Source organism: Paenibacillus sp. B01 (assembly GCF_009649995.1).
In the GTDB taxonomy this organism is placed as follows: Bacteria; Bacillota; Bacilli; order Paenibacillales; family Paenibacillaceae; genus Paenibacillus_O; species Paenibacillus_O pasadenensis.
In genome coordinates this window covers 2,256,209-2,274,679 of the sequence record NZ_CP045802.1, presented here as the reverse complement: position 1 = coordinate 2,274,679, position 18,471 = coordinate 2,256,209, and the positions used below count along the sequence as shown (strand labels likewise).

Below are 18,471 nucleotides of genomic sequence, written 5' to 3'. Positions count from 1 at the left end.
GTTGCCTGTCCACTGTCCGGCAGTCTGTCCTCTGCAGGAACCAGGAGCCGCTCGTTACTCCGTGCGCGAAGCCCTTCTTCTTATAACAACAACGACGATGACAAGAATCAGCAGCAAGCCCCCGTAGACGAAGGATGGGCGCAATCCAAATGAACCTTCATGATGCGGAGAAATGTCCCCAGTAGCTTGAATCACGGTTCCTGAAGGCATAGTCCGACCGTCCGTTACTTCAAAAGGGAATTCCTTCTGTTCTGTGCGGTCACCCAGCGTTGTCTTTACTTCCGCCATGTAAGAACCGGGAGAAAGCGGCCTGTTTAGGTCCGCCATGTACTGTGCGACCGTGCCTGCATAAATGGAATCAACCGTTGATTTCCTTTCAAACAAAAGCTCGCTGGCATCGTCCTGACGTTTGAGCCGCACCTCGATCTCCGGTTCGGACAAGCTATCGCCTTCATTGACCAGCAAAATCGTCAGGCTCGCTTTTCCGTTCTCCAGCGTATATGCGGCCGCGTGCGGGACAGCCTCAGGAGGCTTCGCTTCGTCCAACTTGTAGTTGAGGACGACCTGCAACCCGATTTTACGCGCCGCCGATTCCCTCATACTTTGATCGTAGACGCCGATGACGGACACGTACTGGCCCGGCTCCACACTTTCAGGTATCTGCATTTCCATTGTAAAGCTTTGCGTCTCGCCAGCCTTGAGGGTTATACTGCGATCCGGCGCCCTGTACCATGCAGCCGAACCGGTATCGGGATCGCTCGGTAAAGTAAAATCCTTTCCGCCGCCCAATGCAGGCATGGCATCGGCCGCATAGAGCAGCGCTGTTATTTCCTCATCAGTGGGATTCGTGACGTGAACCTTGTACTCTCGCTTATCGCCGGGTACTATATCCTCGACATAAGCGCCCAACTCCGGATTGATCCGGTCGGAATCCCCACTGATGACCAATTGCTGCCCGTCCATAGGGTTGGTAAATCCGGCGGCTATCCAAAAAACGATTGCCGCCAGCACCAGTCGAATCCACATGATTGATGAACTCCTTTGCTTGTATTCCGCTTGCCATCGCTTACATGAGCGAATAGGCATACGTTCCTGCTAGAAGGCCGAGCCGAGGCAAGTCAGGGGCATATATCCCTTGCGTGCGGCTGCTTGCTCGCTGGCAAACGTTTCTTCGGTCGGATAGGTGTAACCGCAGGAACTGCGGTAGTACACCTTCATACTGCCTCTCCTTGCCCCGATGATCGTTGGACGTTTCACGATGCGGCTCCCGCCAAGCGCATAGTTGTTGTACACCTTTGCTCCCATCGGGATACCTTGTACAAAAGCCAAAACGCCCACATCATCCACCGTATTGTGCCAGTCCTCATCGGAGATCAGAGGCAGGGTGAACGTGTAGGACAGGCCATTTCGAGAGACTGTTTCGTTATATCGATTGATCCGGTAGGCCAACTCGTCCTGGATCGCCCGGACAATCGTGCTTCGTCGTACCTGCTCGAAGAGCGCAGCATCCTGCAAAAGCGGTATCGTCGTTTGCTGCCGGATGTCCTGCCGCAAGCCCTCATGCCAGCTTCGGCTGGCCGCATCGTAAGCGAGTACCTGCTGGTCAAGCGTAAAGGACAGGCTGTTACCCGCCGCATCGACATACGCATAAGGCTTCTTCGTTCCCCAAGCCGGATTCATGACGGTTTTTCCGTCAGCCCCCGTCCATTCTTGCTCGGAATAGACGTAAAAGCCGTCGTAGCCGACGATCACGATAGCCGGAATGTAGCGATGCAGGACACCTTGCGACACCAGATCATCCGCAGCGCCGAAGCCCGTGTCCAGCGTCCGGTAGAACGCCGCTAGTGCTTCTTCCTTGTTCAGCGCGAAATGCTTGGCCGAGGCATATTGCGCTTCCTGCTGCTGGCTTGCGTTAACGACGAGCAACCTCGCGGCGTCGTCCACCGCCGCATCTAGTGCAGCATCGTAACTCATCTCCGACAGCACCGTCCGTCTCAGGGTATCCGTCTCATTCCGATTGACGATCGCGAAGGGAAGAAACAACAGCGCGCCGACGATAGCCCATTCAATCCATTTCATTGCGCACCACCCCGCCATACGGAATCACGATTTTTTCATTCGGGCTAATGGTATTGTTCAGAAAATCAAAGAACAACGTGCCTGCCGTCCGGTTCGTATTGCGCACAATTACCGAAAAGCTGTCGCCCGCGCGCATCCGATAACGACGGTTTGGGTCATCCTTTGCTGCCAGATTGTCGGGGAACAGCTCCGGCAGGATCTGCGCATTGAAAAACGCATCGTACTGTACCTCGTAGTTGCCCTTAAAGGTTTCGGGCCGTGTCGGATCGTCGTAAACCGGCACGTACTTCTTGCTGTCATGCTCCATCTGAACGTCGAAGGTATTGCCGGTCGCCGCAAGCGCGGTCATGAAATCGTTGTACATCGTTGGCGTGATGCCGCCTTTGTCCCGAACCGCATCGACGAAGGCTGTCGTCGCGCGCAAGGCAACAAGTTCCGAAATATCGTCCTGCTGGTCAAAGGCGGCAGAGAGCGGGTAGAGATAGAGCAGCAGAACAGCGATCAATACGGCGAAAATTTTGATCAGACTGTTCATGGCAGGCTCCTTAGTGTCAGGCGCTGCAAGTGACCAGAAACGTCCCGTTCATAGGCGGGCTGATAACGCCCCTTTAGACGTATGCCTGCGGACGAAAGCTGCTCCCGTTCCAGCGGCGGCGCGAACCGAACGCCGTCTACCACCATTTCCGCATCTCCTTCATCTAGGCGAGCGATAGCTTGCAGCACTTCCGCACCGGATACCGAACCGTCGCCCGAGAGCGGTACAGCGATTTGCTGCAAGTTACGATCCTGCGATTGGCCGGTTACATAGGCAAGCGAATTGAGTGAGGCACCGGTCTGAAACAAAATCAGACCGCTGCCTGCGGCCATGAGGAAAACGAGCAATGCTGCGCTCATCTCCAGCATCGTTCTTGGCGCATAGTTCATGTGTTACACCTCCTTCATGACGAAAGCGTCCAACCTGGGCCGGACGCTTTCGTAACCTCATCCGACCTTATTGCTGCCGGAAGACGATGCCGCGAATGACATTGCTGCTGTCCAGCACCAGCGTGCTGCGGAACTTGCCGCTTGGATTAACGTAGTTGATATCCGCTTCGTCTACGGTCTGGCTAATCTGGCCGGGTGCGGCTCCGACGATTGCGCCGTAGGTGATGCTATCCAGAGGCACACCGGTATTGATAACCTTGCCGTACCACTGACCGGTCGGGTTTTTGCCGGTAACGATCTGGATGCCAAATTGGTCCTGATCGCGGAACTTGCGAAGCGCGTTGACAACCTGACTGCCCGAAAGCGTCGTATTGTCATACACCGTAAACGCCGTTTGTGAAAGCTCCGTCTGGATATTGCTAAAATTGCTTTGAGCCGCCTTGGTCGAATCCTGGGCGGAAATAAACAGCACGACAGCCAGTGTAATGAGTGCGATGGCAAGGAAGATTCCTGCTGCCATGACAAGTGCCTTCTGCGCATTGGACATGTACAATTCTCTCCTTTGATTAGGGGATAAAAAAAACGCCTTCCCGCTGATGAAGGAAAGCGTCTATATGGGTTACTGGATGCGTTGAAGCTGATCGTAGTACACGGTCATCTGATGTAGGCTGACGACGACAAGCGGAATGACCAAATACCCGAATATCAACGTCATCAAGGGGGCAAACCCGATCCAGCGTCCCCAGCCTGCCTTTTGTTCAATTAACTGTTCATACTCCTGCTTGCGCTGCTCCCGCGCAAACGCCTGCTCTGCTTCGAGATCGTCGAATGCCTGCCGGATCGTCAAATGCTGCGAAGCCATTTCCAGCTTTTCCACGATCCGAACAAAAGGTAGAAACGGTGCATCTTCTTTGAGCTGCGCAAGCGCCTGCTCCTCACCCTGTTCAAAGTGAAGAAGGCAGGCTTGCAGTGGCTCCTTGAAGACCTGCGCGAACTGCTCCATCCATAACAGAAGCTGTTCAACCGACATCCGATCCATCCCGGCGAGCATGGCAATCACGGCCTGCAACTGATCCACCTCGTGTTTCATCTCCATCTGCCGCATACGCCGCTGGAACAGCCGAATACCAACTGGCAGCGTGTACCCGCCCCATCCTGCGGCGAAAGCCAAAAACGCTTCCCACCACGCCAGAAAAGGCTTATTCAGCTTCTCCAGCTTGCCCAGGATGCGCCGCGCCGCCTCTCGAAGCTGATCCTCCTTGACCTGTGCAGCCGGGTCCTTGCGCAGCAGGCTGATGACGCTATTTTCGCTTCGCGGCCTCACCTCCTTTAATTGATCGAGCATCCTGCGATCCAGCGCGGCGGCTTCCCGTGCCTTCGTTTCCTCCTCCGGGGACAACTGCCCGAAAAGTGTTCCCGGCTTCACAGGTGAATACAGCACCTGATGCCGCTCCGCTGCATGCAAGGACACGAATAAGCCCAGCACCGCCAAAAAGGCTGCGAACCCGGCTACGATCCGCTGCACGTAAAACCATTCGAGACGTAAGGGAGAGGCTGTATCCTTGAGCAGCCGGGTTATCCGTTCCGCTTCTCGCGAGCCGGGAACCGGCCCCAGCCGGTGGGCCAGCCAGCGCATCCACGGCCAGCCATAAACCCGTTGCTCCCATCTTTTTCGGCTGGTGGGCCTTGCTGTCGCATCCAGCTCCGACAGGTTGCGCAGCAGCACGTAGCATAGCCACACGACGACAAGCAGACAGAGTTTGGCGGCCCAACCGAAAGCGCTGGCGTAGAACGTGTCCATTGCCGGAAAAAAGTGGCTAGCCCAGGCTTCAATCGGACGGGTAAATAGCAGCGGCAGCAGCGCGATAACGGTCAGCCCCTGTAATAAGAAGCTGAGACGCTCGCGACGCAGCAATTCCAGATTCAGTTCGATGGACAGCTTTTCCAGTCCCTTGAGGTAGACCGAACCGCTTTCCGTTTGCTGATCGCCATGCTCCTTGATGAGATATGACAATCCCGCAAGGCCCTGCAAATAACGATTCGGGGCATGCTCCACATATTGCGCCAGTTTATCTTCGGCGTCGCTGTCCGTCAGCATGTCGTACAGCTCTTGCCCGTGCAGCGCCATTTCATACGGCGCGCTGTCCGCCGATTCATAGACGGCTTCATCTACCATCCCGTGACGATGGTAATGATGTCTCACATCCCCAAGAAACAGACGAAGTTGTCGCAGCAGCCGCATTTCGAGCCGATAAACACCCATATCCGAGAGGATGCCGTGGCCGACCCAAAGACCAATGCCGAGCATCGCCAGCGTGTAAGGGTCGCGCACCGCCAAAACAAGCGGAATCGCGGCCAAAAACAGGACAAGCCACATCAAGAGCGCCGATTTCATCACCTCAAGCCGCAGCTTCCATTCGTCCCCGAGCCGCAGGATGACCAATCGCCTGCGAAGGTGCAGCAAGTACATCCTTAAAACCGGCATCTGCTCGCAAACGCTGTATAGCTGCTGCATGAAACTGTAAACCGCCTGCTTGCGAGGCGCTTGCCCCGGCTTACGCAGCGCTTCGTAGCGCCGGACTGCCGCCACCTCCGAATCACGCCGGGACAGCCACAGGAAGGCCGCGACAGCGGCAAGAAAGAGCACGGTTGCGATGCCGAGCAGAGGGGAGAGCCATTCCTGAATCATGTCTCATCCCCCCAATGGGATGCCAGAAACGCATCAAAGACGGCCTTATCGGGGCCGCTCAAGTATTCCGCAATCTCGCAGCGACTTTGCTCGGACAGGGGATGAACGGCAGCGTAACGGCCGTTGCGGTATTCGACGAGATTTCGGGCGGTGTACAGCGGGCGATCCGTCGAGCGGCGGAAGTATTCGAGCGTCGTTTCCATAAAGGCTGCCATCCGTTCGTCCTTTGTCATTTTCCCGCGAAAGGCTTCCGGGTACGCCGTCTCCTGCGGCACTGGGACGCATTCCGTAATGCGCTCGATATAGCGCCGTCCGTCCAGGTCGCGGCGGAGGTGAATATCGAAATTGACGACGCTGACGACCTGCTGCTCCGCCACACGCTCGTTCGTAAACACCTTTGTTTTCAACAAGGAATTGCGGAGAGACAGCACAAGGTCACGGAAGGTTTTGGCGTGATGCGTGAACAAGGTGAATAATGACGCCACCTGTGCCATCTGAACCATCCAAGCGGCGACCGGGTCGGTCGCTACCTCGCCCAAAATATTGACAGAGCCGTCCGTCTTCTTCTGGATGTCCAGCCCCTGTTGACCGGAAATCGTCTCGGTTTCGCGCAGGCTGACGATGTTGCGTTCTGGATAAATTTTGCGCAATTGAAGCTCAAAGCTCATTTCCTGTACCCGGATCGGCAGCACTTCTGGAATATGACGAACCATCGCCATAAGCAGCGTTGTTTTGCCGCTGCCCTGCGCGCCGGTAATCGCGGTGATCCGCGCACCCGATACCAAGTAACGAATGAGGCCAATCGGCAATTCCGCGCCTTCGTCCTGAATCAACTGCTCTAGTGTCGCGCTTTGCACGTCGAATTTGCGCACAAAAAAAGCCCACGATTCACTGAATCGGGGGCGTAGCACGACGACGCGGGAGCCGTCTGCCATTTCATTGACCTTAAATCCGTTCGCCTCGGACAACTGGCCGGGAAAATTGTGCTTGTAGATGATCTGGCAAACGCGTCGCAGTTCCTGCTCGGAGCCGAAGGACAAGAAGCTCAGGTGGATGGACTTCCCCTTGTAAAACAGCCATATGCTGTCATGCGAACGGGGCAGCGACTGAAGCTGTGCGTCCTCCTCCAGCGACCATTCGCCCTCCCACATGAGCGGCGGCAGACCGGATACGCCCCCGGATACGCCGTCCACACGCATGTCGCGCAACTCGTCCACGACGCTGAATCCCTTGTAATGCTGATAAATCCGCTGGACGACAAGTTGGAGCTTATCGTCCGTCGTCAAACGCGGCGCTTCACGGGCGAAGACGCTACGAATATCCTCCGCCGTAATCCGGTACGTTTCAAGCTGGCCTTCCTCGTTTCGTCTTTGCCGATCCCATTCATAGGTTTGAACGAGCCGGTCGAGCGCATGAAGCCCGGCTTCCTTTTTATATGTGTAAAGCAGAATATCAAACTGGTCTTGCGCGGAGAGGGACTCCGGCTGATGAAATGGCAGCAGGAGGTTCAAATTCGCATCGTCCAACTCATAGCGCTGCACGAGCAGGTCGGCAATGATCTCCTTGACGTATTCCTTGTCCCGCAGATCACCGGAGGTGCAGCCCCGCAGCGCCTTTTTCAGCTCCGCCCGTTTGCTTTTTCGGCGGCGGTATTCTTCCTCCGACAAACCGAAGTCGGCTAGGTTGCTGCTGGTTAACTCGTGTAGCGTTGCTTTTACGAAAGTGGTCATCGCTTCCAGCGTATATACCGATGTGTCGTCCGTCCGTTCCGGCAATCGTCGGCTCAGGCGCAAATAAAGGAAGAAGATTGAAAGCAACAAGAGCGCGATCAGGATGAAGGCATTGAGCAAAGCCGTCATGGCGTGTCGCCCTCCTTCCCTTCGAAAAGGTGCTGCCTTGCGCCTGCGCTTTCTATCACAGCCTGCGCCAATCGTCGCACCTGCTGCACGAACAGGTGGTTCTCATGACCGCTTGCTATCTTTCTGTTGCGAAACCAGAAAGGATTCGCTTCGCCATGCTGTGCCGCATCCATCCAGCCTGTATTATGTGCAACAGGGTACACGGTCGGTCCTATACGGAATTGACGCATGAGATTTTTAGAAGTGAGCGTCGAATAAGGGTCGTACTGTCCGAACACGAGCAGCGTTCTTCGGCCTTGCAGCATCGCTGCTTCTGCCGATTGAAAAAATCGCTCTAGAAGGAGACGGTTTTGCGGCAGGCAGACGACCCATACGTCGGCCTGCTGCCGCAGCATTTCGTCCCAAGCCGACCCGCTGCCGCTCCCCCCATCCAACAGCACTACATCGTAAGCGCGGCGGGCAACCGCAAGCAGCGGTGTGAGCCATTCCTTTGCCGTTTCGATAAAGATATCCTCTTGCTTGATGGAGCCGGGCAAAATATCCAGGCGATCCCGCAGTAACGGATGGGCATAGTCACGCAGCATGACAGGCTCCAGCTTGCGGTTTTTCAGCAGACGCAAGAGCGCATCAATTCCCGTGTCCGGGGTATGCATGTCCTCTCTTCCGGCAGGTCGATAATAGGCTCGTTCGACAGCGGCGTAACTGCTTAGCAAATGCCCAAGCAACAGCAATCGCGCCGAATATTCCAAACCCATGCACGTCGCCGCGGCGAGCAGATTAGTCGTTGTCCCGGCCTGACCTGATACAGGACTCCAAAATACAACGGTAGCTCCCATAAACGTTCTCCTTTCTACCACACCCGCACCCGTTTACGGGCGATTGCCCAGGCTCGTCGCGCTGTCTTGCGGTCGCAATCGCCAAGCTGCTCCAGCATCGTCAGCAGCATCTCGCGAAACGCCCCGGTCAGCCCGCGAAGGTCGATGCGGCCGTGGTGTTGATTGTTCAAATCGACGGCTGCATCGCGTTCGTCAAAAGGGAAGCGAAACACCGTATCCTCCAACTGGATATGCCGCAACCGCTTTTCGGCTCGCCACGCTGCCAACTTTCCCGGTATGTCAGGGGAGAGCAACTCGAAAAACGAGATAGGCTCTTCCGTGTTCTGTAAGCCGAGACGAAGCATCAGCTCCTCGTTTTTCTCCAGCGATAACCGCCTTCCATCCCAGCACCACACCCGCTTATCAAACTGGGACAGGTTGTGGTGGAAAACAAATTCCGTATGGTCAGTGTCCACCAGCATGATGTCGTATGCCGGTGTCGTCCCTGCCTGTGCCAAGCCTCGTTCAAGCTGTTCGGGAGTGAGATAGCCGTAGGCCACATCCATACCTTCATAATCCTGAACGGCGCTATTGGCATAGGCGTGCGGCAGATAACCCCGAATCGACTGCGTGACGGTGGAATCCACCAACAGCACTTTATTCCCCAAGGCCACAAGCAAGCGGCCAAGCACCAACAAAGCATGCGTCTTGTCCGCTACGCCGATAAAAACAATTTTTTTCATATCCGCACTCCTCATTGATTGAAGATGTTTTCCCACTTATCTTCGCTTGCCGGAGGCGCTTCGGTTGCAGGAGGCATACCCGATGGCAGCGACGGCGAAACGGCAGGAGGGGGCGTCTGTTGATTTTTCGGAGATTGAGTAGCTGCTGCACCAGCAGCATCACTCACGCTAGGCTGCGGACCATTCGTCGAAACTGCTGATTCTCCAGACTGCGGTGTGCCTACTGGCTGTGTTCCGCCCATGGCATTGCCCTGCCGCGTCGTCATCCGTTCGTTTTGCAACTGCTGCTGCACGGTTACACTACCGCTGGTGACGCGAAGTTTGTCCGAGTCGCTGACCGCCTTCAAATTGCCATCCAGCGTTTGACGCAGCGCGCGGGCAAGTTCGATTTTTGCGGTTTCGAGCAGATTGGGATCGACCGCCATCAGGTTCAATACCTTCTGATTGGCCGGATAGTTGACCACAGCCGCTTCCTGTAAGCCCGGCTCGATGTACGGGAGGGCATACAGCCGCGCTCCCTGCAAGTACGCATCAATAATTGCGCTGGACGTTTGGAGGATGTCCATCTCATTCAGTTCCAGCCACACAACCGTACCGGACAGCTCCTGTACCTTCTTTTTAGATAAAAGAACAAAGTCCTCGCCGGTTGGAAAGCCGATGCGAACGTCTATATATTGGTTAGGCTTGAGATTAGAGGGAAGCTGAATGACCTGAAACTCCTGTATGCGCAAATCCTTCGGAATGGGCTGTCCTTCGTACAATAAAGAGGAAAGTAGCGGCATTCCTGATGCAAGCTCGATCTTGGCGTTTTTGCCGATGATGCTTTCCCGGTCGGTGATTACGCCCGGCGGAACCAAACTGACGGGCATCGGAACAGCCTTGAGGTCATCCGCTTTGAGCGAGACGCCTGCCGGTATCGTTTTTGCAGTCGTCCAGACATTTCGGCTGTTTTGCTGCTCCTCCTTTTTCAATTGCTGAATCTGCCGCTCATACTCCTCTTTCATCTGTTGCTGCTTTTGCTGCTGGTCGGTGTGCTGCATCAGCATATACAAGGCCGCTGCTACCAGAAGCGCCACGCTGATCGCAATGGCTCCCATGATGAGCGTCTTGCGGTGTCGATACGTCCATGACATCGTTCACGATCTCCTTTCATTTATATAGAAGATACCTTGCGCTTCTCTTAACGCGCTTCGCCTCGCGGACGCGGCTTTGATGGGGCTTGCTCCGCTTGTCGTTGTGCCAGCTTCTCGGCCGCCCATGTGGGCGTATGCTCCGGCTTCAGGAACCCCATCAGGTCTTCCCGGTTATAGCGGTATTCATCGCCGGAATAGAGGGTTTCCGCATAGACCGCCCGCCCACGTGAGTTCCCCGAAGCCCCGAAACCTCCCGTTACCCAAATCAACTGATGGTCTGCCGTGCGAAATTCCGGCCGCAACCAATCCAAACGGGTCACAACAATTCTGCCGCCGAGATCATCGTCACTTTTGATGGGCAGGCATTGGTCCGGTTGAATGGGAGGCATCGGCTCCGTGATCGTAGCGCGCTCGGTCTGGAGTTTCTCGATTTCCCATTGCAATAGCTTGGTAAATTCCTGCATTGCGACTAGGTAATCCTCATATCCTTCTGCACCGTAATACTGATCGATACCAAACAAATTATTCTGCGAGCAGTAGCAAACCAAATAGGGCTTTTCGGTATTCGTGATGTCGATGCCTAAAACAACCTCCACCCTGCCAATGGGTAGCGCTTGATAGACTTCGTAGTCACCGGCCATTCGTTTCTCTTGCTCCATCGTCAGCCCTCCCGGTTCTTTTTGCGGTCACGTTTCTTGTGCCAGCCTTCGGCTTCCTGAGCCTGCTTGCGCAGTTGTGCTTCTTCCTCCTCAGATGGCCTACTACGCGCAAAACCCGGCTTTTCTTTCATCAGACGTTCATACTGACGCCGTTTTCCTTTCGTAAAGTCCATTGGATGATCTCCTCCCCGAAAATGGGCATAAAAAAAGCTCTCCGTCAGGGGAGAGGGTGCATGAACAAGGCGGCAACGGGGGAATTACCGTTCGTGCTCCCTCTGCCGCCTTTTGTACCAGCTTTCCAGCAGTTGCACGATCAGGTCTTCCTTTTGTTTTTCCGAGAAGTCTCGTGGGAAAAAGCGGTCGATTCGTTCTCGCTGAATACTCATTTTTTCTTTCTGATTCGGCTTTTCCTCCGTTAGTATGGTGTAAATGACATCTGTATTCAGCCTGCCTTCTTGACTCATCTTTTTCATACGCTGAGCCTGTGCAAGTGAAGGCGTGCAGTCCTCTGCCTGCATGGTATCGAATAGGGCTTGCTGTTCTTTCTCGGCCAAGTAAGATAACTCAACGGCAGGATTAAAGGCAATCCGTTTGTCGTCTACCATTTCGAGAATGTGAGGAGTGAGTTCGGTTAGGCGAACGTATCTAAATATTTGGTTTTTGCTTTCGCCCATCTGTTCTGCTAATATCTCGCTTGATTTCTTTGCAGCAGACTTGTTCCCAACTTGGGAACGAGTTAAATCTGTTCGTTGTCCTTGTCTGTTCATTGCTTCCAATTTCATTTTGTAGGCAAAAGCTTTTTCACTCGGAGAAATATACTCCCGTTGCAGGTTGCTATCCACCATGATGATAGTCGCCTGATCGTCATCCAACTCGCGAACGAGACATGGAATTGTCTCCATACCAGCCAATTCACTTGCCTTCTTTCGACGATGGCCGGATACCATCTCGTATCCACCGCCTACCTTTGGCCGAACTAAGCCGGGAACAAGGACACCATACTGCTTGATACTATCCGCCATTTCTAACATCGCTTCATCCGCCCTTACCTTAAAGGGATGACCGGGAAATTCACTAATTTCAGCCAATGGAATATCCATCACCTTTTCCCGTTGCGAATCGTTGCGGCTTTCCTCTGTCGAGAATAAATCATCGACTTTGGTCAGCTTTATGCTGGCGAGCCGATCTTCTTTCGCTGCCAATATCCTGCACCTCCTTCGTAAGTGCAGCGTAGGCTTTAGCAACCTGTCCGTTCGGATCGTGGGCGTAAATGCTTTTACCCTTGGCGCTTGTTTCCGCCGCGCGGATGGACAGGGGGATTTCTGTATTGAATACACGCAGCTTATCCCCATAATCCCGACGCAAAACTAAAGAAATGTCTTTGGCGAAATTGGTTCGGCTGTCTACCATCGTGAGCAGCACACCGTCCACAGCCAGCTTCGGATTAATTTGACGCCGAACGCGGGCAACCGTCTGCAAAAGCTGCGTCATGCCTTTGGCGGGCAGATAGTGTGCCTGTACCGGGATGATGACGCTATCCGCCGCTGCCAATGCGTTGATCGTCATCATGCCCAAGCTCGGCATACAGTCGATCAGGATATAATCGTAATCTGCTTTTACGGAATCGATGTACGAACGCATAATCGTTTCCCTGCTCATCGTATTGACGAGCGCCACTTCGACCGCCGATAATTCGATGTTTCCCGGCATCAGGTCGATACCTTCGTGATGGTGCAAAATACCTTCCCTCGGTTCATACGGCTCCTCCGTCATGCCCTTCACTAGCATTGTGGCGAGTGAAATGGACAGACTATCCGGTTCATGGAAGCCTAACGAATCCGTCAGGTTGCCCTGCGCATCCGCGTCCAGCAGCAAAACTTTCTTACCTTCAGCCGCTAAGCCAATACCGAGATTGACCGCCGTTGTCGTTTTGCCGACGCCACCTTTCTGATTGGCGAGAGCGATTACTTTGCTCATCCAACAACTCTCCTTTCACGCAAAAAAGCCGACTGCACTGAACATTCAATAGTTCAGACAATCGGCTTTTTTGAAAAGTATCTATATAAAAAGAGAACGCCCCCGAAAGTGGAAGGCATTCTCTTGGACATTCATCGAATATAGCAATCTGGCATCAAAAACAAATCGCGAAACTATTCTCTTTCGTTCAACATATCTACCCATCCCACGCCCAAATCCAAGTCACTTGACCACAAGGATATTTCTTAATACGTTGATCGTCCAATGATCTCGGTAACATTATCGTATAAATTATCGAAGTGAAGAAGACTAATTTTATCGTTATCCTTCATATTGCGTTGAATCCAGTAAGTATTTTCATCAAAATCTTCGCGGCGTCCCGCTACAACTGTGTAATGAATCCGCGTTTTATCTAGTTTAAGAAATTCGCGGGGTAGTTCCATGTTCGGATGTTTGTATTTGTTAAACGATTCTTCAAGCGTGGGAAAATTAGGTTCAAGGTATCGTTTCCATTCGTTAATTTGCTTAATCCCCTTACGAAACGCCGCACCTAATTCGCCGTCTTTAATGGTAATGTCTTTTTTGGGGTGTTCCAATTCAACGAGAATAAATTCGTAGCCGCCTGATCTCTTCCCAATTATCAGATAATCAACGCGGTATGTATTGCCGAACCAAAATTCCGGTATAACGTAGGCTTCATGATGCCCGAAGTTGTGGTCTTTGAGAATGGAACCAATTATAAAATACGCTTGGTTCTGTTTTATAAACCTCATGATCGAAGCTTCGGTGGCATCCGGCTTGTCTAGTTCAACAAGGAACTTTTCCGTTAGATGGTTCAATCTATCTTCTTCTCTCAGTTCTTCGACATCCAAAAAATTGTTTGGAAATAAGCTCATGAAATGCCGCGCTGCCTTCGGATATTCTCTATAACGACTTCTTTTCCGCCATCTTCCTGTGCCTATTTTTTCATCTTGTTTCATCGCTTCCCATGTAATTCTTTCTTCTTCGGTAAGTTTCGTATAATCTCGCGAATACAATGACATTTTAACGATTCACCCCTATTAAAAACCGATCATCGATCTAAATGGCGTATATCCAGTTACAATCGTAACAATTGAACTGACTAGACCTATCACACCAATAAGAAAGGAAAGCAGCTTGACTGGATAGTTATTTGAAAGTGTGTTGTACATCCTATATCGTACTAATCCTGACCAATACATCAAAGATATTGGACTTGTAACAACAAAGCGGACCCCTTCACGAAGCCATATTAACGGGTTCTTCACTTCCTTTTGTGCTTCATTCACCCAGCCTTCTGCGGCGCCTATAAACGTAAGCAACACATCGTCTATCGTACTGATAACTTCCTGCAATATTCGACGTTCCAAATCCAAACTATAACTATTAACCATCTCTGAATAGTTTTCTCTAATGCCACTTATTCCGTTTACGATAATTTCATAGTTCCTAAAATAATGATTCGCGCCGGGTGGTTTATACACCGATGCTATACCGAATGACCCCATTAACGTTTGCATCTTTGTTGATTTCATTTTTAGCCATTGGTATTTGTCGCCGTTGAATGTGTTTTGAAACAACGGCGAACAAAAATCTCTATAATTATTCATAAACTCGATAGCGAAGTTTTCGTTTTTTACTGTGGTTCGAAGAGTAGCAACTGTTTTGACGAAACCAATAACAATAATTAACACGACAATAATAAATGGTAGCCAGTTGTTCAACGACACGACTCCTTAACATGTTATATGGACGGACGATATGTATAATATTGTATCATATTTTGACGCTTATCCGGGAAAGCCTTCATCGTAAAATAACCTATTCAACACGTCGATCAATTAAAATCACACATAACAGATATGTTACTTTCAATGATAATAAACTCATCCAGCGAACGGCGGTTAACCGTCCTCATAGGCTGTCGCCCCTTCCAGGATCACTGCAAGCCGCCCCCATTGCGATAACTATGGCTAGACGGAAGTATCATTATCCCGCCGCATAGATTATCGCCAAAATGATACCATCATTTATTTTTGCATAGGTAAAGATCGCTCGCACCCCAAATAAAGGATGGTCGTGGCGCACCTGCAAAATGGCTTTCCCTTTCGGGTATGCGGGGAACGTACCGGATGAGTGGTTATGTTATTGTCAAAGAACGGTGGAGGGATGTATCCCCTCTACCATCCGTTTCATTTTTGAAGCCAAACCGGACCCTTCTCTCAAAAAATATTTATGAAAATAAAAGCGGCAGCATCAAACTCTTCATAGAGCTTGGTGCTGCCGCAAATTATTGTGTGTAACTGCATCCTTTCCGTATGTTTGAAAAACTCTTTAATATAAGATATGTTCTAGTGTTTTAGGACATTGATCATTTCATAGCATTCGCGCAGGTGCGAGTCCTCCTTCAAACACAGGTTTACAAAGGTTTTCATTTCCTCTATTGACCACCGCACATTCCCCAGAATTTCACAACAGACATGAACTCCATACTCACGCCCATTCTGTTTTCAGCGAATAAAGTAAATTTTTTCTCGGAAGTGTCCGATTTCCCCCAAAAAATGAAACGGATAGTAGAGGGATATTTCAGAACCTCATCTCAATCGAATTATGTTGAATAAGGAGTTCGCCCATGCCACACAATCAAAATCAACCAGTTCTTGAACCTGATCCTTACCAACTTCTTTTTCAGACCATGCCTGATGTCGTAAATGTCGAGCAAATGTGTACCATGTTAGGCGGCATTAGTACCAAGACAGGCCGCAAATTACTCCAATCAGGGCGCATCGCCCACTTTCGCATCGGGCGCTTCTACAGAATCCCGAAGCTGAGCATCATCCATTATTTACGGGAAATCATGACCCCCGGCACTCCACTCGACTATGACGCTTTACAGCATTGAACTAATCTTTCTATGCCTGTTATCATTAAAGTGTCGATGGTAGGAAGCCGGGCTGCTATCCTGGGAGGGATTACGATGGTAGCAGGCCATCTGCAAGAAAAGAAAGGGAATTATTATATCGTTCTGAATTACAAAGACGAAGAGGGCAAGCGGAGAACCAAATGGATTGCAACAGGGTTACCGACAAAGGGGAACAAGAAGAAAGCAGAAAGCATGCTGCAAGACGCACGCAAGAGCTTTGAAATTCCTTCTGAAACGATTGTCGAGGAAATAACGCCGCCGATTGAGAAGAAAGCCACTCCAGACGCGGACAGTCCAGCCGGTGTTCTTTTCAGCGATTTCATGTTGGAATGGCTGGAAATGATGAAGCATCGAGTCGAAGTCACTACTCATGCCGCGTACACCTTTGGGGTCAAAGGCCGAATCGTCCCTTACTTTCGTGAAAAAGGATTTCGACTGCTGGAGATACAACCCAAACACTTGCATGATTTCTACCAGCACATGTTAAAGGAGTTCAAGCTTTCTACAAGTACCGTACAACACTTTCATGCCTATATCCGTCAAGCTCTGCAACACGCGCTTAAAATGGATATGATTTTAACCAATCCGGCTGATAAAGTTGAGCGCCCAAAAAAGAACCATTTTGTAGGAAGCTTCTACAACGATCAAGAGCTTCAGGAGTTATTCGAGGCAGTAAAAGGCGATCCAGTCGAGCTTGCCGTCCTACTGGCCGCTTTCTATGGCTTACGGCGCGGCGAGATTGTAGGGCTCAAATGGCAGGCGATCAACTTTCAGAACCAGACACTTACCATCCAGCACACCGTCATTCCTGTTTCCTATGAGGGCAAACAAATCACAATCGCAAAGGACCGGGCCAAAAATAAATCCAGTCGTCGCACCCTTCCCCTCGTCCCGGCGTTTCAGGAATTGCTTTTGCGATTACTTGAGGAACAGCAGCGAAATCAGGCGCTCTACAAAAGTTCGTACTCCAATGACTACAAAGACTATATCTATGTAGATAAGCTAGGGCAATTGATAAAACCGGGGTATATTACGCAGCACTTCCCGATTGTGCTAGAGAAGCATAATTTGAGAAGGATTCGCTTTCACGATCTTCGGCATAGCTGCGCCAGCTTATTGCTGGCAAATGGCGTTAATATGAAGGACATTCAAGAATGGCTTGGGCATAGCCATTACTCCACAACGGCTAACATTTATGCTCATCTTGACTACAGTTCAAAGATTTCGTCGGCACAGGTCATGAGCAACACTTTACAAATCCCAATCATGCAAAAAGCTCCTGAATCGTCACAAGGACAAATTCAAGAGCTCGTTAATTGTTAGGGTGGTGCGGTCAAGAGGACTCGAACCTCCACGGTATTGCTACCACTGGCACCTGAAGCCAGCGCGTCTGCCAATTCCGCCATGACCGCACATTTTTACCCTCATGTGCCTCTCGGAAAACGGAGAGAACTACAGGAGAGAACTTGGAACCAATACTTCAGTAAAACCGCATAACCACAAGGGTTTTGGGGAATCTCAACCAGCTTTCGCACAAGTACCTGAATCTAGCGCGTCTGCCAATTCCGCCATGACCGCGTAATCACAAGGAATAATATACCGCGGCCGTATCCTAAAGTCAACAAAAATCAGCGGATTTCCACCATCGCCTTGATGACCTGCGAGGCGGGATCCAGCCATTCCTCGAACCGGTCGACCGTCTCGTCGAAGGCCGCCCGATGCGTGACGTAGGCGCCGATGTCGAGCGATCCGCCGCGAACGACATCCATCACATGGAGGAAATCTTCTTTGGTCGCGTTGCGGCTGCCCATCAGCGTCATCTCGCGCTTGTGGAATTCGGGATCGTTGAAGGCGATGTCCCCCTTCACCAAGCCCACATAGACGAGCCGGCCGCCATGCGCGACATAGCGGAAGGCGCTTGTCATCGATCCGGCGTGGCCCGTCGCATCGAATACAGCCGTCGGATAGTCGCCGTCCGTGATGCTCGCCAGCTCGGCCGCCGCTTCCGGCGACGCCTTGACCGTATGATGGACCTTGGCCCACTGGCTGCAAAAAACAAGCCGCTGCTCGCTCAAGTCCATCGCGATGACGCGCGCGCCCCGCTGCTTGGCGAACGCCATCACGCCGAGGCCGATCGGCCCCGCGCCGATGACGAGCGCGGTCTCGCCCGCGCGCAGCTCCGAGCGGCGCACCGCATGGGCGCCGATGCTCAGCGGCTCGACCACGGCCGCCTCGTCGAGAGTGAGGCCGGACGCCTTCAGCAGATGGCTCGTCGGCACGGCGATGCGCTCGCGCATCCCGCCGTCCGCATGGACGCCTAGCACCTTCATCGCCGTGCAGCAGTTCGTCTTGCCGCTGCGGCAGGCGATGCAGCGGCCGCAGTGCAGGTAAGGGATGATGCTGACGGGATCGCCGGCTCGCAGGCCTGAGGCCGGATCGTCGATCCGCTCGATTACGCCGGACAGCTCATGCCCGAGGATGCGCGGATAGTCGAAGAACGGCTGGTTTCCTTTGTAGGCATGCAGGTCGGTGCCGCAGATGCCGATCCGCTTGACCGCCACGATCGCCTCGCCCGGCCCGCATGCCGGCTCCGGCAGCTCGACCAGCGCCAGCTTTTCCGCTTGCTCGCAACGGATTCCTTTCATCGTC

19 protein-coding genes and 1 tRNA gene are annotated in these 18,471 nt (G+C 52.3%); 2 read left to right on the top strand and 18 right to left on the bottom strand.

All coding sequences use genetic code 11. The features are described from left to right. Positions 1 to 54 precede the first annotated feature (54 nt). From GE073_RS09705 to GE073_RS09630, 16 genes are all read right to left on the bottom strand, one after another. Positions 55 to 1,026 carry a DUF916 domain-containing protein gene (locus GE073_RS09705; protein WP_049867104.1) on the bottom strand — a complete coding sequence of 324 codons (972 nt, stop codon included), beginning with the start codon at positions 1,024 to 1,026 and terminating at the stop codon, positions 55 to 57. A 69-nt stretch (positions 1,027 to 1,095) separates the two neighbouring features. Next, the gene (locus GE073_RS09700) at positions 1,096 to 2,079 is read right to left on the bottom strand and encodes a hypothetical protein (RefSeq protein WP_049867103.1); all 984 of its coding nucleotides are present in this window, start codon (positions 2,077 to 2,079) and stop codon (positions 1,096 to 1,098) included. After that, on the bottom strand, positions 2,066 to 2,614 hold the full coding sequence (locus GE073_RS09695; RefSeq protein WP_049867102.1) for a hypothetical protein: 549 nt from the start codon (positions 2,612 to 2,614) through the stop codon (positions 2,066 to 2,068). The genes GE073_RS09700 and GE073_RS09695 overlap by 14 nt, the downstream gene beginning before the upstream one ends. Then, the gene (locus tag GE073_RS09690) at positions 2,611 to 3,003 is read right to left on the bottom strand and encodes a hypothetical protein (protein WP_049867101.1); all 393 of its coding nucleotides are present in this window, start codon (positions 3,001 to 3,003) and stop codon (positions 2,611 to 2,613) included. The genes GE073_RS09695 and GE073_RS09690 overlap by 4 nt, the downstream gene beginning before the upstream one ends. Positions 3,004 to 3,070: 67 nt before the next feature. Then, a complete protein-coding gene (locus GE073_RS09685) occupies positions 3,071 to 3,550 on the bottom strand; it encodes a hypothetical protein (protein WP_049867100.1) in 480 nt (159 codons plus the stop codon). Positions 3,551 to 3,622: 72 nt separating this feature from the next. After that, the gene (locus GE073_RS09680) at positions 3,623 to 5,692 is read right to left on the bottom strand and encodes a hypothetical protein (protein ID WP_049867099.1); all 2,070 of its coding nucleotides are present in this window, start codon (positions 5,690 to 5,692) and stop codon (positions 3,623 to 3,625) included. Then, on the bottom strand, positions 5,689 to 7,551 hold the full coding sequence (locus tag GE073_RS09675) for a Flp pilus assembly complex ATPase component TadA (protein ID WP_153783363.1): 1,863 nt from the start codon (positions 7,549 to 7,551) through the stop codon (positions 5,689 to 5,691). The genes GE073_RS09680 and GE073_RS09675 overlap by 4 nt, the downstream gene beginning before the upstream one ends. Continuing rightward, positions 7,548 to 8,387 (bottom strand): CpaE/TadZ family protein, encoded by an 840-nt coding sequence (locus tag GE073_RS09670; protein ID WP_048743945.1) that lies wholly within the window; start codon positions 8,385 to 8,387, stop codon positions 7,548 to 7,550. The genes GE073_RS09675 and GE073_RS09670 overlap by 4 nt, the downstream gene beginning before the upstream one ends. Before the next feature lie 14 nt (positions 8,388 to 8,401). Further along, positions 8,402 to 9,109, bottom strand: coding sequence for a hypothetical protein (locus GE073_RS09665; RefSeq protein ID WP_021877788.1), 708 nt, complete (start codon positions 9,107 to 9,109; stop codon positions 8,402 to 8,404). 11 nt (positions 9,110 to 9,120) lie between these two features. Then, complete coding sequence (locus tag GE073_RS09660) at positions 9,121 to 10,242, bottom strand: SAF domain-containing protein (protein ID WP_021877787.1); 1,122 nt, start codon at positions 10,240 to 10,242, stop codon at positions 9,121 to 9,123. Positions 10,243 to 10,289: 47 nt separating this feature from the next. Further along, complete coding sequence (locus tag GE073_RS09655; RefSeq protein WP_049867097.1) at positions 10,290 to 10,901, bottom strand: hypothetical protein; 612 nt, start codon at positions 10,899 to 10,901, stop codon at positions 10,290 to 10,292. A gap of 2 nt (positions 10,902 to 10,903) precedes the next feature. Continuing rightward, on the bottom strand, positions 10,904 to 11,074 hold the full coding sequence (locus GE073_RS09650) for a hypothetical protein (RefSeq protein WP_021877785.1): 171 nt from the start codon (positions 11,072 to 11,074) through the stop codon (positions 10,904 to 10,906). Positions 11,075 to 11,158: 84 nt separating this feature from the next. Next, entirely contained in the window at positions 11,159 to 12,103 is a 945-nt protein-coding gene (locus tag GE073_RS09645; RefSeq protein ID WP_048743941.1) for a ParB/RepB/Spo0J family partition protein, read from the bottom strand. Next, positions 12,051 to 12,878, bottom strand: coding sequence for a ParA family protein (locus tag GE073_RS09640; protein ID WP_021877783.1), 828 nt, complete (start codon positions 12,876 to 12,878; stop codon positions 12,051 to 12,053). Before GE073_RS09640 ends, GE073_RS09645 begins: the two co-directional genes overlap by 53 nt. A gap of 245 nt (positions 12,879 to 13,123) precedes the next feature. Continuing rightward, positions 13,124 to 13,921: a Shedu anti-phage system protein SduA domain-containing protein gene (locus tag GE073_RS09635; protein WP_069202412.1), complete on the bottom strand. Its 798-nt coding sequence runs from the start codon at positions 13,919 to 13,921 to the stop codon at positions 13,124 to 13,126. Positions 13,922 to 13,939: 18 nt separating this feature from the next. Next, positions 13,940 to 14,629 carry a hypothetical protein gene (locus GE073_RS09630; RefSeq protein ID WP_021877781.1) on the bottom strand — a complete coding sequence of 230 codons (690 nt, stop codon included), beginning with the start codon at positions 14,627 to 14,629 and terminating at the stop codon, positions 13,940 to 13,942. 902 nt (positions 14,630 to 15,531) lie between these two features. Here GE073_RS09630 and GE073_RS09625 point away from each other — a divergent pair. Together GE073_RS09625 and GE073_RS09620 are read left to right on the top strand one after the other, a co-directional pair. Beyond that, positions 15,532 to 15,801 (top strand): helix-turn-helix domain-containing protein, encoded by a 270-nt coding sequence (locus GE073_RS09625; RefSeq protein WP_048743932.1) that lies wholly within the window; start codon positions 15,532 to 15,534, stop codon positions 15,799 to 15,801. Between the two features lie 75 nt (positions 15,802 to 15,876). Beyond that, on the top strand, positions 15,877 to 17,145 hold the full coding sequence (locus tag GE073_RS09620) for a tyrosine-type recombinase/integrase (RefSeq protein ID WP_083436177.1): 1,269 nt from the start codon (positions 15,877 to 15,879) through the stop codon (positions 17,143 to 17,145). A 2-nt stretch (positions 17,146 to 17,147) separates the two neighbouring features. On the opposite strand, the gene GE073_RS09615 is transcribed toward GE073_RS09620, so the two are convergent. Both GE073_RS09615 and GE073_RS09610 read right to left on the bottom strand, forming a co-directional pair. After that, positions 17,148 to 17,234: transfer RNA gene (locus GE073_RS09615), tRNA-Leu, on the bottom strand. A 216-nt stretch (positions 17,235 to 17,450) separates the two neighbouring features. Next, complete coding sequence (locus GE073_RS09610) at positions 17,451 to 18,467, bottom strand: zinc-binding alcohol dehydrogenase family protein (protein ID WP_153783362.1); 1,017 nt, start codon at positions 18,465 to 18,467, stop codon at positions 17,451 to 17,453. Between the last annotated feature and the right edge of the window lie 4 nt (positions 18,468 to 18,471).